At 62.2% G+C, this 14,608-nt stretch carries 16 protein-coding genes; 8 read left to right on the top strand and 8 right to left on the bottom strand.

Annotated features, from left to right (window positions below; all coding sequences use genetic code 11):
• Positions 1–56: 56 nt before the first annotated feature.
• The 7 genes from JK202_RS13205 (at position 57) to JK202_RS13175 (ending at position 6,398) form a co-directional block, all read left to right on the top strand.
• The gene (locus JK202_RS13205; RefSeq protein WP_211561787.1) at positions 57–905 is read left to right on the top strand and encodes a hypothetical protein; all 849 of its coding nucleotides are present in this window, start codon (positions 57–59) and stop codon (positions 903–905) included.
• Entirely contained in the window at positions 905–1,774 is an 870-nt protein-coding gene (locus JK202_RS13200; protein WP_211561801.1) for a hypothetical protein, read from the top strand. The genes JK202_RS13205 and JK202_RS13200 overlap by 1 nt, the downstream gene beginning before the upstream one ends.
• A complete protein-coding gene (locus JK202_RS13195; protein WP_211561785.1) occupies positions 1,771–2,292 on the top strand; it encodes a hypothetical protein in 522 nt (173 codons plus the stop codon). The genes JK202_RS13200 and JK202_RS13195 overlap by 4 nt, the downstream gene beginning before the upstream one ends.
• Positions 2,292–3,380, top strand: a complete 1,089-nt coding sequence (locus tag JK202_RS13190) for a hypothetical protein (protein ID WP_211561778.1) — start codon at positions 2,292–2,294, stop codon at positions 3,378–3,380. The genes JK202_RS13195 and JK202_RS13190 overlap by 1 nt, the downstream gene beginning before the upstream one ends.
• Positions 3,368–4,816 carry a hypothetical protein gene (locus JK202_RS13185; RefSeq protein ID WP_249200075.1) on the top strand — a complete coding sequence of 483 codons (1,449 nt, stop codon included), beginning with the start codon at positions 3,368–3,370 and terminating at the stop codon, positions 4,814–4,816. The genes JK202_RS13190 and JK202_RS13185 overlap by 13 nt, the downstream gene beginning before the upstream one ends.
• Positions 4,813–5,298, top strand: a complete 486-nt coding sequence (locus JK202_RS13180) for an NADH-quinone oxidoreductase subunit B family protein (RefSeq protein WP_211561776.1) — start codon at positions 4,813–4,815, stop codon at positions 5,296–5,298. Before JK202_RS13185 ends, JK202_RS13180 begins: the two co-directional genes overlap by 4 nt.
• 164 nt (positions 5,299–5,462) lie before the next feature.
• Complete coding sequence (locus JK202_RS13175; protein ID WP_211561775.1) at positions 5,463–6,398, top strand: ROK family protein; 936 nt, start codon at positions 5,463–5,465, stop codon at positions 6,396–6,398.
• 74 nt (positions 6,399–6,472) lie between these two features.
• On the opposite strand, the gene JK202_RS13170 is transcribed toward JK202_RS13175, so the two are convergent.
• From JK202_RS13170 to JK202_RS13160, 3 genes are all read right to left on the bottom strand, one after another.
• Entirely contained in the window at positions 6,473–7,354 is an 882-nt protein-coding gene (locus JK202_RS13170) for a phosphatidylcholine/phosphatidylserine synthase (RefSeq protein WP_211561774.1), read from the bottom strand.
• 14 nt (positions 7,355–7,368) lie between these two features.
• Positions 7,369–8,046, bottom strand: coding sequence for a phosphatidylserine decarboxylase (locus tag JK202_RS13165; RefSeq protein ID WP_211561772.1), 678 nt, complete (start codon positions 8,044–8,046; stop codon positions 7,369–7,371).
• A gap of 89 nt (positions 8,047–8,135) precedes the next feature.
• Positions 8,136–8,852, bottom strand: coding sequence for a methyltransferase (locus JK202_RS13160; RefSeq protein ID WP_211561770.1), 717 nt, complete (start codon positions 8,850–8,852; stop codon positions 8,136–8,138).
• 40 nt (positions 8,853–8,892) lie between these two features.
• On the opposite strand from JK202_RS13160, the gene gloB reads away from it, so the two are divergent.
• On the top strand, positions 8,893–9,609 hold the full coding sequence (gene gloB / locus JK202_RS13155; protein WP_211561768.1) for a hydroxyacylglutathione hydrolase: 717 nt from the start codon (positions 8,893–8,895) through the stop codon (positions 9,607–9,609).
• Between the two features lie 65 nt (positions 9,610–9,674).
• Here the strand turns inward: gloB and JK202_RS13150 are convergent, their stop codons facing one another.
• From JK202_RS13150 to JK202_RS13130, 5 genes are all read right to left on the bottom strand, one after another.
• Complete coding sequence (locus JK202_RS13150; protein ID WP_211561766.1) at positions 9,675–9,824, bottom strand: DUF2474 domain-containing protein; 150 nt, start codon at positions 9,822–9,824, stop codon at positions 9,675–9,677.
• Positions 9,825–9,842: 18 nt separating this feature from the next.
• Complete coding sequence (gene cydB / locus JK202_RS13145) at positions 9,843–10,868, bottom strand: cytochrome d ubiquinol oxidase subunit II (protein ID WP_211561764.1); 1,026 nt, start codon at positions 10,866–10,868, stop codon at positions 9,843–9,845.
• 5 nt (positions 10,869–10,873) lie between these two features.
• Positions 10,874–12,301, bottom strand: a complete 1,428-nt coding sequence (locus JK202_RS13140) for a cytochrome ubiquinol oxidase subunit I (protein ID WP_211561762.1) — start codon at positions 12,299–12,301, stop codon at positions 10,874–10,876.
• A 219-nt stretch (positions 12,302–12,520) separates the two neighbouring features.
• The gene (locus JK202_RS13135) at positions 12,521–13,588 is read right to left on the bottom strand and encodes a DUF2125 domain-containing protein (protein WP_211561760.1); all 1,068 of its coding nucleotides are present in this window, start codon (positions 13,586–13,588) and stop codon (positions 12,521–12,523) included.
• A gap of 249 nt (positions 13,589–13,837) precedes the next feature.
• The gene (locus JK202_RS13130; RefSeq protein WP_211561797.1) at positions 13,838–14,587 is read right to left on the bottom strand and encodes a 1-acyl-sn-glycerol-3-phosphate acyltransferase; all 750 of its coding nucleotides are present in this window, start codon (positions 14,585–14,587) and stop codon (positions 13,838–13,840) included.
• Positions 14,588–14,608: the final 21 nt, after the last annotated feature.

The raw sequence follows: 14,608 nt of genomic DNA, 5'->3' as shown, positions 1-14,608 counted from the left end.
TGAGGAGCGGGACCACGCTGTGGATGTCGGGTTCTATCATCTGACGCGTACGCCGCTTGAAGAAGCGCTTCCGGCCCGGGGATCTGGGGCTTCTGCGGCCTGTCCTGCTGATGGTTCTGGTCATGGCGGCACAGGCCGAGGGACTAGCTGTCTGTGCCCGGGTTGCGCTGGAAGCCACGCTTCTTGATCTGTCACTGCTGGTTCTGACAGCTGCACTGGGAGTTCGGTTCCCGGTGCTGGCCGTGTTGCGACTGCCGTTTCCGCCTTTGCCCGGGCTTGTTGTTTTATGGCTTGGGATTCATGCCGCGCTCGGTATGGCAGCCGGGGTCGAGGGCTGGAGCGTGCTGGGTGTCGCGGTCGCCCTGCTGCTGGGGCTGCTGTCTCTGTCGGATATTCTCGTTGTGGGGCGCGTTTTACGGGCGTGGCAGGGGGCTGTTCCGGGCCTCTCTGTTCTCCTCATAGGAGCGGCAAGTCTGCTGCTGCCTGCGCTGGTGTTCGGGGTGGCGAGCCCGGTTCTGCATTTCATGGGCGGAGAGTGGGTCTGGCCTGTCTGGCGCATGGGCGGGGGGGATGGCGCCTATTTGCGGTTGCCAGCTTTCGTGCTCACAGGGGCTGTTCTGTGGTGCGTTCTGGTGCGTCCGTGGCGGGTTGTTGGCGGGATTGTGCAGGCCGCCTCTACGCTTGTTCCGGCGTTGGGAAATCTGCTTTCGGCGGGGGACGAACTGTTTGAGGAAGCGCCATCTCTGGGTTGGAAGGCGCGTCGTGTCATCGTGGCGGGACGACTGCGCTTCAGGGCGATGAGAAGTGTGAAGGCTCCCGTTCTTCCCGATCTGCGTCAGGGGGCTGTGGGGCTCTGGCTGGTGCTTCTTGGCCTCGTTCTGGCGGTGCTGGGAGTGATGGCGTGATGGGGCATGAGATCGGGATGATCCTGCTGACCGTGCTGGAAGCGCTGTTTCAGCTTGGTCTGCTTCTTGTTTTGGCGCCGGTGCTGGGCTGGTGTCTGGAAGCGCTGCCGTTCTGGTTGGCGGGGCGGTCGGTCGGGGCGGTGCGGTTCCGGATGTTGCAGGCCGGGCTTTTCTGGAAGTCGGTGTTTCGGGCTCCGTTAAGCGGGCGTCCGGCGCTGGCCCTGACGGCTGGTGTGCTGACGCTTGTGTGCCTGCCCGCGGTTACGACGGGCTCGGTACTGTCGTCTTTGGCTGATCCGCTTGTGATCGGGCTGGTTGTCCTGCTGGGGCGGGGATTTCTGGGGCCGGGCCTGTTGCAGGGTGAGGCGGCGCGTCTGGTTCCTGCGGTTCTGCTGCTGTGTCTGACCGAGGCGCTAATTGCACTGGCCGCACCGGGGACGGACGGGCTGGGTGGCCTGTGTGCGATGCTGCATATCGAGCCCGAGCCGGGTCTCGAAGGGGCGCTTGCGGCCTGTGCGCTGGCGCTCGGAATTGCGTGTCCGCCTCTGCGCTCGGAAGATGTGACGCAGATGTTGTCCGGCCTGCGGGACCGGCACGAACGTGAGGCCGCGCGCAGCATTGCCAATGTGCTGAACTGTGGCTGGCTGCTGTTGCTGGCGGATCTGGCGCTGCCGGTGAGTGTCGGGCTGACGCAGGGCGGTGTGCAGGGCTGGTGGCTCGGGTTGCTGGCGCTGGGTGGACGGCTGGCACTGACCGTGGCTGTGGCGGTCGGGCTGCGTCTGATGGCGCAGGAGCGGAGTGCGCGGCTGACGGCGCTGTTTGCGGGAGTGGCGCTTCTTTTGGCTCTGGCGGGGAGGTTCGGCACATGATTGTCGGGTTTGGCTTACTGCTGCTGCTGGCCCTTGCTGGTTTGGGCAAGGACGGACGGGGATTGCCGCTTTACGGGGCTGTCTGTGCCTTTGCCGGGGCGACGGTGTGTTCCGGACTGATGGCGCTTCTGACGTCTGCGGCTCTGGTCGGGCTGAATGTGCTGGCATGGGCCTGGCTGCGGCGGTTTGCGGCGGAAGCGCCGGACCGGGCGGCTGTGCTGCCGGTTGTCGGAACGCTTGTGCTGCTGCTGGCGCTCGGGCTGTCCGGCGCGGGGCTGGGGCTTGCGCCGGTGCTGGGCGCGGGGGCGGTTCTGGCGGGTCTTTGCGGTGCTGCATGGGGAGCGCCGCTGGTTCAGTTCACGGGGCTTCTGCGGGCTGCGGACGGGCTGGTTGTCGTGGCCTGCGTGCTGCATTCATGGCCGCTATTTGCGGCGGCGCTGAGCCTGTGGGGTGTTCTGGCTGCGCTGGGCGTTACGCTTCTGCCGCGTCTGGCATGGCGCAGGGTGGAGGACGTCTGATGCATCCGCTTGCTCCTGTCGGGACGCTGTTTGCCGTGACCGTCTGGCCGCTTCTGGCGGCATTCCTGCTGTTTCTGACGCCGGAAAACCGACAGTCCGCCAGCAGCCTGACCTTTGCCGTGGCCGGGCTCGTCATTACGCCGCTGGCTGTCTGGCTCATGCCGGGAACAGATGCGCTGGCGGCGGCCTGTTCGTGCATCGTGACGGCCATTCCGCTGCTTCTGCCGCAGGCTCAGGACCGGACCGGACGGATCCTGCCGTTTCTGGTGACGGGCTGTGCGCTTCTGGCGCTGAACATTCATTCGGCTTTTGCGGTGACGGTCCTGTGTGGTGCGGGAACGGTTCTTCTGGCCTGGCGCGAGGGGCGGGGACCGCGAAAGGCGCTCGTCGTCTGGGATATGGCGCGCAGCCGGCTGGGCGGTGTGGTTCTGGGGCTTCTGGGAGCGTCGCTTCTGCCGATGCAGCAGTCGTCGCTTGGTGCGGTGCTGCTGACGGTTGGCCTGTGCATGGTGGCCGGTCTTGGGCCGTCACCTGCTCCGGCGCCTGAAGCGGCCCTTCTGGACACGGGGCTGAGGTTTTCGGCACTGATGCTGATGTTGCGTCTGAGCGCTTATCCGCTGGTTCATCTGCTGATGCTGATCGCGGGTTTTGGGACGATCATCATGCTCGTTTCGTCTCGCTCCTCGGGCCGGAGCATGTCCCTGCCGATGCTGTCTGCTTTCGGTGCGCTCGCGGCTGCGACTGGAGAGGGAACTGCGCTGGTTCTGCTGCTGCTTGCGGCGCTGGGGCTCGCCGTTCTGGATCTGCGCGGTGCTGGCGGTGAGGATGGGATCGCGGCCGGGGCTGCACCCTGGCCGGTGTTCTGTGCGCTTGTCGGGATCGGGCGTTCGCTTGAGACAGGGCAGCTTGTTCTGCTGGTCGTGTGTCTGCTGCCTGCCCTGTGGTCGGTGCGGCACATGACGCTGCTGCCTGCGTTTGCGCGGGGTGAGCGGGGCATGGTGGCCGTGATGCAGGCGGTTCTGTTGCTGGGCGGGCTATGTGGCCCGCTGTTTCTGGCCTGGCATCCGGTGACGGGATGGCGGCCATGATCGGTATGGGGCGCATCATCCGAAGCGGCGAGCGGGTTGCGCTGTCGCATTATCATCTCGATTCCGAACAGTGGAACGCAATGCTGGCTGCACCGGGGGCAGCGCTACCGCTGATGTCCTGCTGGGCAGATGATGGCCGCGCCTATGTATTGCTGCTGGAAGGGGATCGTCCTCTGCTGGCGAGTACGGCAGTGGAAGAGCGGCGTTATCTCGCGCTGTCCTCGCGCTTTGCCGGGGCCGAATGGGGCGAGCGCGTGGCGTACGACCTGTATGGCGTGGAGGCGATGGACGCTCGCGGAAATGGGGCACCCGCGCTGGATGAGGGGGGCTGGACGTCCACCTGGCCACTGTCGTCCCGTCCGGGGCCGGCTGCGGGAGGGTTGCGGCCGCTGGCGGGAAGCCATTTGCTGCGCCCTGAACAGACGGGACTGAGTGGCCCGCTGGAGTTCTCCTTTGACGTTCTGAAGGGGAAAATCCGGAATGTGGATGTCTGTGCGGGCGGGGCGCATCGCGGGGTTGTGTCGCGTCTGCTGGGCCGCACGCCGGAAGAGGCCATGCCGCTGGTGTCGCGCATGACGGCAGGTGGGTTCGTGGCGCATCCGCTCGCCTTTGCGCGCGCCGTGGCGCAGGCGCGGGGGCTAGTTCCGGGGCCGGGCATCCGTGATGTCTGGATGGCTTTGCTGGAGATCGAGCGGATGTCGCTCCATCTGTTCGATATGGCCCGGACGGCGCGGGGGGTGGACGCGGAACTGCTCGCGACGCATTGCGATCATGCGCGGGAGGCCATTGCGCGGGCCTGTGCGGAACAGGGCGCTTCCCGGCGGCTGATGGATATGGTGAGCTGTGACGGCTTCCGTGAAGGTCTGGAGATCGTACCGTTGGTTCAGGCCGTGCATGAGGTGATGCAGCCGCGTCTGGCGGCGCTGGAGGAACTTCATCGGGTTTTTGCGCCGCGTCTGGACGGGTTTGCCGTGCTGGACGCGCGGCTGGCGGAGCGCTTTGCCGTCGGCGGCGTGACGGGACGTGCCAGCGGGCGAAGCATGGACATGCGGCGTCGGGAAGCCGGGATGCGACTTGAGGCGTTGCGCGCGACGGGATCGAGCCGGGGTGATGCCCGGGCGCGTGAGGGGCTGCGGCTCGCGGAAATTCGCGACTCTCTGAAGCTTCTAGAGCGGATTCTGGGCAGCATTGGTCTGGAAGACGATGAGCCAGCCCCGGACCGGACGGATGAGGGTATTGGCGTGGCCGAGGGCGCGCGGGGAGACGTGTGGTACTGGGTGCGGCTGAAGAACGGACTCATCGAGAACTTTCATGTGCGGGATCCGGGCGTGGCGCTTCTGCCGGCTCTGGGTGCGATGCTGCGCGGCTATCCTGTCAGTCGTGTCCCGGCGGCTCTGGGCTCGATCGGGATTTCACCGGCGGGGATAGCGCTATGAAAATCGTACAGCGCACCGGGCCTTTGAGCCTCCTTTATGCCTTCATGGACGCTGCGCGCTGGCGCCCGGCTGCGGATGGTGCGACGCCGCGTCGGGAGCGTTCGATCAGGATTTACGTTCTGGAGACCGGTGGGTGCGAAGGTTGTTTTATGGAGATCGAGTCTCTGAACGGCAGTGCCTTCGCGCTGGAGCAGGCAGGTTTTGTGTGGGTGAGTGATCCTGCGGATGCGGATTGGCTGTTGCTGACAGGAGCTGTGACCCGGGTCTGTGCGGAGATGATTGATCGGGCGTGGCGGGCAATGCCACCGGGGAAGAGCCTGATTGCGGTGGGAGCCTGTGCGGTGGATGGAGGGCCATTTCCAGCCAGTTATGCAACGCTGGGCGGGTTGCAGGCGCTAACGCCTGTGCGGCGTTCGATTCCGGGATGTCCGCCGTCGCCGGACGATATCCTTCGGGCGTTGCAGGAGTTGGCGCAGCTCTGATCGCAATATTCTGAGCAGGGAATTTCCCGAAAGAACGAAGTTTTGTCCGCAGATGGCTTGTCGTGACACGGTTTCGCGTTAAAGCAGACGGACGCACTGGATGCGTTTTCCATGAGGTTCGGTCGCCTGTCGTTCAGGTCACCGCATAGAGCACAGGGCTAGAGATGGCTGATTATCGCCTTGGAATTGATCTTGGTGGCACGAAGATCGAAATCGCGGTTCTGAATCGTTCAGGCGATCTCGTCCTGCGTGAACGCATTCCCAATCCCGGCATCTATAATGAGGCCGTTCTGGCCATTCGTGATCTGGTGACGGATGTTGACCATCGGCTGGGTGCGGTGCCGAGTCACCGCGTTTCTGCGGGGCAGCATACATCCACGCTGGGCATCGGGATTCCGGGATCGATTTCGCCTGAAAGCGGGCTGATCAAGAATGCCAATGCGACCTGGCTTAACAACCAGCCTTTCGGGCACGATCTTGAAGCGGCGCTCGCCCGTCCGGTCCGGACGGAAAATGATGCCAACTGCTTCGCCCTGTCTGAAGCCGCCGATGGCGCGGCCAAGGGCATGCTGACCGTTTTCGGTGTCATCATCGGGACGGGTATGGGCGCAGGTATCGTCAATAACGGTCGTGTCCTTGAAGGACGTCATCATATCGCCGGTGAGTGGGGGCATCTGCCTCTGCCCTGGCCGACGGAAGAAGATGCGCCGGCGCGTGAGTGCTTCTGTGGGAACAAGGGCTGCATGGAGCGCTACCTTTCGGGGCCGGCACTGGCGGCGGACTGGAAGGGACCAGGCAACCGCAACACGGCGGGGATTGAAGAGGCTGCGGCCAATGGCGATCAGGCTGCCATCGCGGCGCTGGGCCGCTACACCGAGCGCTTTGCCCGGGCATGCGCCATGGTCATCAATTTCCTTGACCCGGATGTGATCGTCCTCGGTGGTGGTGTGTCAAACCTGCACACGCTGTATGAGCGCGTGCCGCCGTTGCTGGCCAAGCATGTGATTACGCCGGTCTGTACGACGCCGATCGTGCGCAACAAGCATGGCGACAGCTCCGGTGTGCGTGGTGCGGCTTGGCTGTGGGACGTGACGGAATAAGCCCGGTCGCGCACTGGATATGAAAAAGGCTGCCCGGAGAACCGGGCGGCCTTTTTTGTGGGGTCTTGTGCAGCTCAGGCGGGTTCTTCTTCCACCGTTTCCGACATTTCCTCTGCCGCCTGTTTCAGGCGGCGGTAGGAGCGGCGGGAGAAGGGCAGGATTGCGATATAGAGCAACCCAGCACCGGCAAGAGCGCCCCAGGGGTCTGCGACCAGAAGGGCGGCGTAGAGACCGGTTCCGAGCATCAGGGGCAGGACGTAACGCGCCGGAACCTTGAAGTTCTTGAACGACCAGACTGGCAGCGTCGAGACCAGAAGCAGTCCAGTGAAAATCAGACATACGGCTGAGACGAGGGGCAGACGGGCGAAGGCAGCCAGACCTTCGGCGTGGAGACGATCGGCTTCGAGACCCAGAAAAACCGGGAACAGCACCAGCCCGGCTCCGGCAGGGGCGGGGACGCCCGTGAAGAAGCTGTAGGAATATTCCGGCTTGTCGTCGTCATCGAGGCTTGCATTGAAGCGGGCCAGACGCAGCGCCATGCAGACCGTGAACAGGATGCAGGGGACGAACGAGTATCGTCCGGCATGTTCGAGCGACCACATCAGCAGCACGAAGGATGGGGCCACGCCGAAGCAGACGAAGTCCGACAGGCTGTCGAACTCCGCGCCGAAACGTGTGGCGCCCTTGAGCAGTCGGGCAATGCGCCCGTCCAGCCCGTCGATGCAGGCGGCGATCAGCAGCGCCACGGCCGCAGGTTCGAACTGGTGTTCGAGCGCAAACCGCATGCCGCTGAGCCCGGCGCAAAGGCCGAGCATCGTCATGATATTGGGGATGAGGCGGTTGAACGACGGGCCCCGCACACGCGTGCGGGGATTGCGCCCCATGCGACGAAGTCTGCGGCGGATGCGGCGTTTTCTGGCGGGGCGGGTGGGGTCAACCGTCGGAGGGGTGGTCATGTATGGCGTCTGGCTCAGAGCGTCGCTAGGACAGTTTCACCACCAACCATGGTCTGTCCTTCCACAACCAGGGGTTCAACGCCAGGCGGCAGATAGACGTCTGTGCGTGAGCCGAAGCGGATCAGGCCGAAGCGTTCACCGGCTTCCATATGGTCGCCTTCTTCCACGAAGCACAGGATACGGCGTGCGATCAGGCCTGCAATCTGGACAACGCCGATATTGCGACCATCCGGCAGGGTCAGGCGCAGCTCGTTGCGCTCGTTGTGTTCAGAAGCCTTGTCGAGGCTGGCATTGAGGAACTTGCCGGCGTGATAGGCGATCTTCGTGACTTCACCAGCGGCCGGCATGCGGTTGATGTGGACGTTCAGCACGGAGAGGAACGTCGAGACGCGCCAGACGGGGGTGTGACCCATTTCCAGAGCGGCCGGCGGGGTGACGAGAGCGACGGAGGTGACGCGGCCATCGGCGGAGGCCAGCACCAGATCAGCGCGCGGCGGCGGTGTGCGCTTGGGGTCGCGGAAGAAATAGAGGCAGAAGGCCGTGAAGGCGATGCCTGCATTGCCCAGCAGGCGGGTGGCGCGCCAGGGCGTGGCCCGTCCGAGCAGCCCGACGAGCGAACCCGCGAGGAGGAAGGGAGTCGCGGCGCGATGCGGCGGCGACAGGACAAGCTTGAAGGACTGGATCAGCGACATGGAACGCACTCTTACGGCACACGGCGGGAGGGTCAAGAATTCGCCACAAAGAAGGCGTTTTTCGGGCAGGATTTCTGCCGGAATGCCGTTCAGGCGGGTTCGGCGACCTGTTGCGGCAGCGGAGCACGCAGTTTTTCATCGATTAGCGGCGTCCCGGCATAGACGTTCTTGCGGGCGGTGACGACGTGGACGCCACCGCATGGCAGACGCACGCCACGGCCAATTTTCTCCATCAGGCGACCCTGCGTAAGCGATAATGCGGCGGGCGGGGCGATCAGGGCGCTGGAGTGATGCTCGATCCGGAACAGCGTCTGATCCAGCAGGCGGGTCAACTGGCCACTGCTATAGGGGATGCCGTGGCCGAAGGGCGTGGCGTCGGTGTGAGCCCAGTAGCCGGAGCGATTAGGAACAACCAGTGTCAGGACGCCATCATCGCTCAGGGTGCGCCAGATGGCCCGCAGAAAATCCGGAGCAAAGCGCGTGAATTCGAGGCCATGGACCACGAGGGCGGCGTTCATCGAGAGATCGTCGAAGGGCAGGCGGGCGCTGTCGACGATACAGTCTGTTCTGGAGGGACGGAGCATCTTCCGCGTCTGGGAATGGCGTAGGCGCGCGGAGACAGCGAATTCCGCACTTTCCGGGAGATAGGGGGCTGTATAGCCTATCCCGAGGATCCTTCGGCCGCGCATGGGGGGCATGATGCTCTGCAGGCGGTCGTTGAGAAGCAGCGCCGTACGCTGGCCCTGTCGGCTTTCATAGAAAGTGGCGGCATCATCGGAACGGATGCGGGCCAGGGACGTCAGCATGCAGCTACCTCATCAGCAGGACACTCCAAGGGGAACAGTCATGCCACTCGATATCAAGCCGATTCCGGTTCTCTCCGATAATTATGCGTGGCTTCTGACCGCGACGGAGGGCCAGCGGGCCGTTGTGGACCCCGGCGAGGCAGGGCCAGTGATAGACGAAATCGGGGAGGGGCGGCTGGATATGATCCTGCTGACCCATCACCATGCCGATCATACGTCGGGTACCGATGCCCTGCGGGAGCGCTATGGGGCCAAGGTGTATGGACCACGTCAGAAAAAGGAATGGCTGCCCCAGCTGGATCATGACGTGGAAGACGGGGACAGCTTTTCGTTAGGGGGCACGCAGATCCGGGTTCTGTCCACGCCGGGTCATGCGGTGGGGCATGTGTCTTACGTCGTGCCCGAAGTGCCAGCGCTTTTCTGTGGGGATGTGCTGTTCAGCTTGGGATGCGGGCGGTTGCTAGAAGGGACGGCGCAGGAGCTGTTCGACAGTCTGCATCGCTATGACAGCCTGCCGGAGAACATGCTTGTTTGCGCGGGGCATGAATATACGCGCTCCAATCTGGCGTTCGCGCTTCATGTCGATCCGGACAATGCAGCCCTGAAGGCGCGGGCCGGGGAAGTTGAACGTCTGCTGGAAGCGGGTCGGCCGACGCTGCCGGTGACGCTCGGGGTGGAGCGGCGGACCAATCCATTCCTGCTCGCGCCGGATGTGGCGACATTTGCGCGGCTGCGAAAGGAAAAGGATACGTTCTGAAAGTACAAAAAAAGCCCCGCTCGAAAGAGACGGGGCTTTTTTTTGTGTGAAGGATCGTCAGGCTGTTACCAGCCGAAGATGACCTTCTTGAGCAGTTCGGCGCCGAGGCCGACGACGACAACGCCGCCGGCCCAGATCGCCACGAACCAGCCCACACGTTTCATCCAGTTCAGGAAGCCCGGTTTCTGTTCGGGCTGTCCATATTCGATCCGCATGGGCCGGGCTCCCTGTTCTTAGTGGTAGTGGTGCCCGGCGGACATTTTTCCGCGGAACACGTAGTACGAATAGGCCGTGTAGGACAGGATCAGCGGCAGGAGGAACATCGTGCCGACCAGCAGGAAGGTCTGGCTCTCCGGCGGAGAAGAGGCCTGCCAGATGGTGATGGTCGGCGGTACGATATAGGGCCACACGTTGATGCCCAGACCGCTGAAGCACAGGAAGAACAGGCCCAGTGTTGCGACGAACGGCAGCAGGTGCGAGCGCGGGTTGCGCAGTCCGAGAAACAGCACGCCTGCGAGGACGGCTACGGCGACAGGAACCGGGGCAACGAGCGCCAGCTGCGGCATGGCGAGCCAATGCTGCATGTAGGTGGTGTGCAGCATGGGCGTCCACACGGAGACCAGTGCGATCGTGACCAGCATCAGCCCGGCAAGGCCGAAGGAGATCCGGCGCATGGTGTCGTGCAGTTCGCCTTCACAGCGCCACAGCAGCCATGTTGCGCCGAGAAGCGCATAGCCGATGACGACAGCGAGGCCACAGAACAGCGAGAACGGCGAGAACCAGTCGAAGCTGGAGCCGACGAACACGTTGTTCTCGACCTTGATACCCTGAACGAGCGTTCCGAGAATGACGCCCTGCATGAAGGCCGCCACGAAAGAGCCACCGCAGAAAGCCGTGTCCCAGAAGAACTTGCTCATGGGCGATTCTGCCTTGAAGCGGAACTCAAAAGACACGCCGCGCAGGATTAGGGCGAGCAGCATGAACAGGACCGGCAGGTAAAGCGCCGGAAGGATCGTGCCGTAGGCGACGGGAAAGACGCCGTAGAGAGCGGCGCCTCCGAAGATCATCCAGGTCTCGTTGCCGTCCCAGACAGGGGCGACGGTGTTGACCATGAGGTTGCGGTGATCAGCGTCCTTTTCCTTGAGAAAAAGAATGCCGATCCCGAGGTCGAAACCATCGAGGCAGATGTAGAGAAAGATGGCGGTGGCTGCGAGCAGCGCCCAGACCACCGGGAGCCAGAAGCCGGCTGTTTCTGTCATGGTTCTTACTCCGCCATGCCAGCGTCGGGCTGGGGCTGATGGGAGACCTGTGTTGTACCCGCAGCACGCTGGGGCTGATCTTCGGCCGGGCCGTGCTGATCCGGATGGGGTTCTTCAGCGAAAGTCCGCAGCAGGATGGTGATGCCGCCTGCAAACACGATGAAATAGACGATGACGAAGGCGATCATCGACGTTGCGATGTTCGGCAGGGCGATCGGGGAGACGCTGTCAGACGTGCGGAGCAGGCCATAGACCGTGAAGGGCTGACGGCCGACTTCAGTCGTAATCCAGCCACACAGCAGAGCCAGGAAGCCCGCAGGCGACATGAACAGCGCGATACGGTGCAGAAGCGGCGTATCGTAAAGTTTGCCCTTCCAGCGCAGGTACAGCGACCACAGTCCGACCAGCACCATCAGCATGCCGAGCGCGATCATGATGCGGAAGGAGAAGAACAGCAGCGGGGAGTAGGGACGGTCTTCCTTCGGATAGTCCTTCAGGCCCGGCACCTTGCCGTCGAGGCTGTGCGTCAGGATCAGTGAGCCCAGATAGGGGATGGCGATCTTGAAATGCGTCGTTTCGTTCTTCATGTCCGGGATACCGAACAGAAGCTCCGGCGCGCGGCTTTCGGACTCCCAGTCGCCTTCGAGGGCGGCGATCTTGGCAGGCTGGTATTCCAGTGTGTTCAGGCCCTGCGTATCACCGGCCAGAACCTGGATCGGGGAGACGATGGCAGCCATCCACATGGCCATGGAGAACATCAGGCGGACCTGTTCGGACGCCTGACGGCCTTCACGACGGGCTTTCAGCAGATGCCATCCAGCAACGCCGGCCACGATGAACGCCACGCACAGGAAGGCTGCGAGGCCCATATGGACGATGCGGTACGGGAAAGACGGGTTGAAGACGATCTGCCACCAGTCAACGGGCAGGAAGCGGCCGGTGGCCTCGTCGATGCGATAGCCGCGGGGTGTCTGCATCCAGGAATTGGACGACAGGATCCAGCTCATGGAGATCAGGGTGCCGATCGAAACCATGCAGGTGGCGGCAAAATGCAAACCTTTGCCGACGCGGTTGAGGCCGAACATCATGACGCCGAGGAAGCCGGCTTCAAGGAAGAAGGCCGTCATGACCTCATAGGCCAGCATCGGGCCGAGGATCGGGCCGGCCTTCTGGGAGAACGCTGACCAGTTCGTCCCGAATTCGTAGGACATGACGAGGCCGGAGACCACGCCCATGCCGAAGACGACGGAGAAAACTTTCAGCCAGTATTTGAAGAGGTCGAGATAGGCACTGCGGCCTGTCTTGAGCCACAGGCCTTCAAGAACAGCGAGATAGGCTGCGAGACCGATCGAGAATGCCGGGAACACGATGTGAAACCCGACCGTGAACGCGAACTGGAAACGCGCCAGGAATAGAGCCGACAAGCCAAACATGTCGATTGCCTTCTGGGTAGAGGGCGAAACGCTGGGACCGTCAGGAGGATTGTCGGCCCCCTGAAGGACCTGACGCACGCGCAACAGGATAACGAAGTTGTGATCGCTTCGTGTGTCGCCGTCTTTTGAACCCTGTTAACGCATTTTGCCAGAAAAAGTTTGATACTCCGGCCATGATTTTGACAAAAATCAACGCGGTGACGTGGCATTTTCCAGCAATCAGGGTGCCTGGAATTTCTGACTCAAAAGCGTTGAAATCGCCGGTGCATCGGGGAGGATGAGACCATTGGCGACCGGAATGGAAATTGAGAATGGATGCTCTTTTTCACCGGGTTGGACAGTTGCTCTCTGTAACAGTTTTTGGAGCATTTCACGAAGGTCGGGAGCGAGGCGCGACTCTAGGTTCGGACGATCGAGCAGTTGCGTTGCCAGCTCGTGCCAGCGGGTTACGGTCAGTGTGAGCGTGCCGGTCTGGGCAGGTAAGGTCAGTGCGCCTGTCAATGCGATCCGGTTGTCTTTGGAGGATGAGGCGGGAGACGCAGACGCTTCTTGCAGGAGAAGGCGTTTGTAGGATGTGAGGTCGAGCAGCGACCGTCCGGCAGAAGAACTGGATGCTGCTGTCAGAGCCATCGCAAGACGGCCGTCCTGCAGGTCAGTAGAGACGCCATAGGGCAAGGGAAAACCGTTTATCTCCGTCGCACGTGCCGTGATGCCCAGACGTGTGTCGTCGGCACGTGCTCCGGGAAAGCGGATGAAGCGCCCTGATAGTGATTTCGTGAAGATCTGCCTGTCCGGCCATTTTCCAGAAAAGGACAGGCTGAGCTGTGGGGCTGAAAAGGTCAGGCTTTGAAGGTTTCTGAAGCTGATCTCAAGGCTGGGGGCCAGTAAGGTCACAATGCCTTCATCCAGCACAAGACGTGCGGCCTGATGACCTCCGAGGGAAAGGGGAAGTTCGGAGCGCAACAGGGAGATCCATGATCCGCCAAGACGGATACGCTCTCCGGCCCAGCCTGCGTCGTAGGGAGTGTCATGTGAGGCTTTATGGGTGGCACTCATCTGGTCGAACTCGACCCAGGCACCAAATGGCCAGCCACCTCGATGCAGTGGAGTCGTCTCAACCTTCCAGCCATTTTCCTGAGCAGTGGTCAGAGCCTGGATTGCGGTGGTTTCCAGACTGTGGATCGCGTGACGCCAGAAAACTGTATCCAGCACTGCTGATATTGCCAGAACGGCAATCAATACCAGAGCATGTCTGCTGTAACGGATAGTAAAGAATGGGCGAGCCATTGAGCAGGTCTTCTCAGATGTCGTCGCGGGATTGGTCAAGTCCCATCTGTTTTATCCCCAGCCATTGAAAGTGCCTTAAAGAGGCCGGAAAACGCTCATGGGGCTTTGTCCGTCAAGGGCGGCCATGAGTTTTTGATGTGTCGGAAAGCGCAGAAAACCAACAGATATGGAGATCTTGTCAAAGGGAACGTGTCTGATAAATGCCGAAGGCCGAACACCATTGAAAGATTTCAATTTTTTGCGGCGCAGTCATGCGTTTTTTGGGTCCACAGAGTTATCCACAGGATCTCGGGGAAGGACATGGGTTGTGCACAGTTCGTCCCATGCGCTCTCCAGCCCGTTGTTGAATCCCTTGCGGTCCTGTCGTGGCGCGAGAGGCTGGCCAATGACGACATGAAGGGTGCCTGATCGTTTGAGCCATGGATTCCGATCCCAGAACAGGCCTGAATCTGTCGCAACGGGCACGACCGGCACATCGGCCTGTCGTGCCAGGGCGATGATACCCGGCTGGATTGGATGGCGTTCTCCGGGAAGGGTACGGGTGCCTTCCGGAAAGATAATGATCTGGCGATCGGCAGCATGAGCCGTTTTCGCGGCTTGCATCATATCGCGGAGAGCTTTCGATCCGGCTTTCCGATCGACGGCGATCATGCCTGTGAGCACTAACATCGGACCTACGACGGGAATGCGGGTCAGTTCCGTCTTGATGATGTAGTCGGGCCGGTCGACGAGGGTCATCCAGATAAAGCCATCGAAGAAGGACTGGTGCTGCGATGCAATCAGGAGTGGGCCTGAGGGAAGGTTTTCCCGTCCTGTGATTTCGATGCGGACCGAGCAGATCCGGGTGAAGCCGGCCAGAACAGCCCGTGCCCAGAGTTTTGCGTAGGACAGGGCCAGATCCTGCCGCTTCATCAGGCGGATCGGAATGGTTCCGAGGCCCATGAACAGGGTGATCCAGAACAGATAGAGATTGAACAGGACGCCGCGCAGAATGCTCATCATGCTGTTCTGCACACCAGA

It is taken from the genome of Gluconobacter sp. Dm-62, from assembly GCF_018256155.1.
Lineage (GTDB): Bacteria > Pseudomonadota > Alphaproteobacteria > Acetobacterales > Acetobacteraceae > Gluconobacter.
The sequence above is the reverse complement of the archived record's forward strand: the minus strand, read 5'-3'. Positions and strand labels throughout refer to the sequence as shown.

Coding starts and splice junctions, on each gene's coding strand:
- JK202_RS13200 (WP_211561801.1), top strand. CDS start 905: ATGGGGCATGAGATCGGGATGATCCTGCTGACCGTGCTGGAAGCGCTG.
- JK202_RS13195 (WP_211561785.1), top strand. CDS start 1,771: ATGATTGTCGGGTTTGGCTTACTGCTGCTGCTGGCCCTTGCTGGTTTG.
- JK202_RS13190 (WP_211561778.1), top strand. CDS start 2,292: ATGCATCCGCTTGCTCCTGTCGGGACGCTGTTTGCCGTGACCGTCTGG.
- JK202_RS13185 (WP_249200075.1), top strand. CDS start 3,368: ATGGCGGCCATGATCGGTATGGGGCGCATCATCCGAAGCGGCGAGCGG.
- JK202_RS13180 (WP_211561776.1), top strand. CDS start 4,813: ATGAAAATCGTACAGCGCACCGGGCCTTTGAGCCTCCTTTATGCCTTC.
- JK202_RS13175 (WP_211561775.1), top strand. CDS start 5,463: ATGGCTGATTATCGCCTTGGAATTGATCTTGGTGGCACGAAGATCGAA.
- JK202_RS13170 (WP_211561774.1), bottom strand. CDS start 7,354: ATGACCACCCCTCCGACGGTTGACCCCACCCGCCCCGCCAGAAAACGC.
- JK202_RS13165 (WP_211561772.1), bottom strand. CDS start 8,046: ATGTCGCTGATCCAGTCCTTCAAGCTTGTCCTGTCGCCGCCGCATCGC.
- JK202_RS13160 (WP_211561770.1), bottom strand. CDS start 8,852: ATGCTGACGTCCCTGGCCCGCATCCGTTCCGATGATGCCGCCACTTTC.
- gloB (WP_211561768.1), top strand. CDS start 8,893: ATGCCACTCGATATCAAGCCGATTCCGGTTCTCTCCGATAATTATGCG.
- JK202_RS13150 (WP_211561766.1), bottom strand. CDS start 9,824: ATGCGGATCGAATATGGACAGCCCGAACAGAAACCGGGCTTCCTGAAC.
- cydB (WP_211561764.1), bottom strand. CDS start 10,868: ATGACAGAAACAGCCGGCTTCTGGCTCCCGGTGGTCTGGGCGCTGCTC.
- JK202_RS13140 (WP_211561762.1), bottom strand. CDS start 12,301: ATGTTTGGCTTGTCGGCTCTATTCCTGGCGCGTTTCCAGTTCGCGTTC.
- JK202_RS13135 (WP_211561760.1), bottom strand. CDS start 13,588: ATGGCTCGCCCATTCTTTACTATCCGTTACAGCAGACATGCTCTGGTA.
- JK202_RS13130 (WP_211561797.1), bottom strand. CDS start 14,587: ATGAGCATTCTGCGCGGCGTCCTGTTCAATCTCTATCTGTTCTGGATC.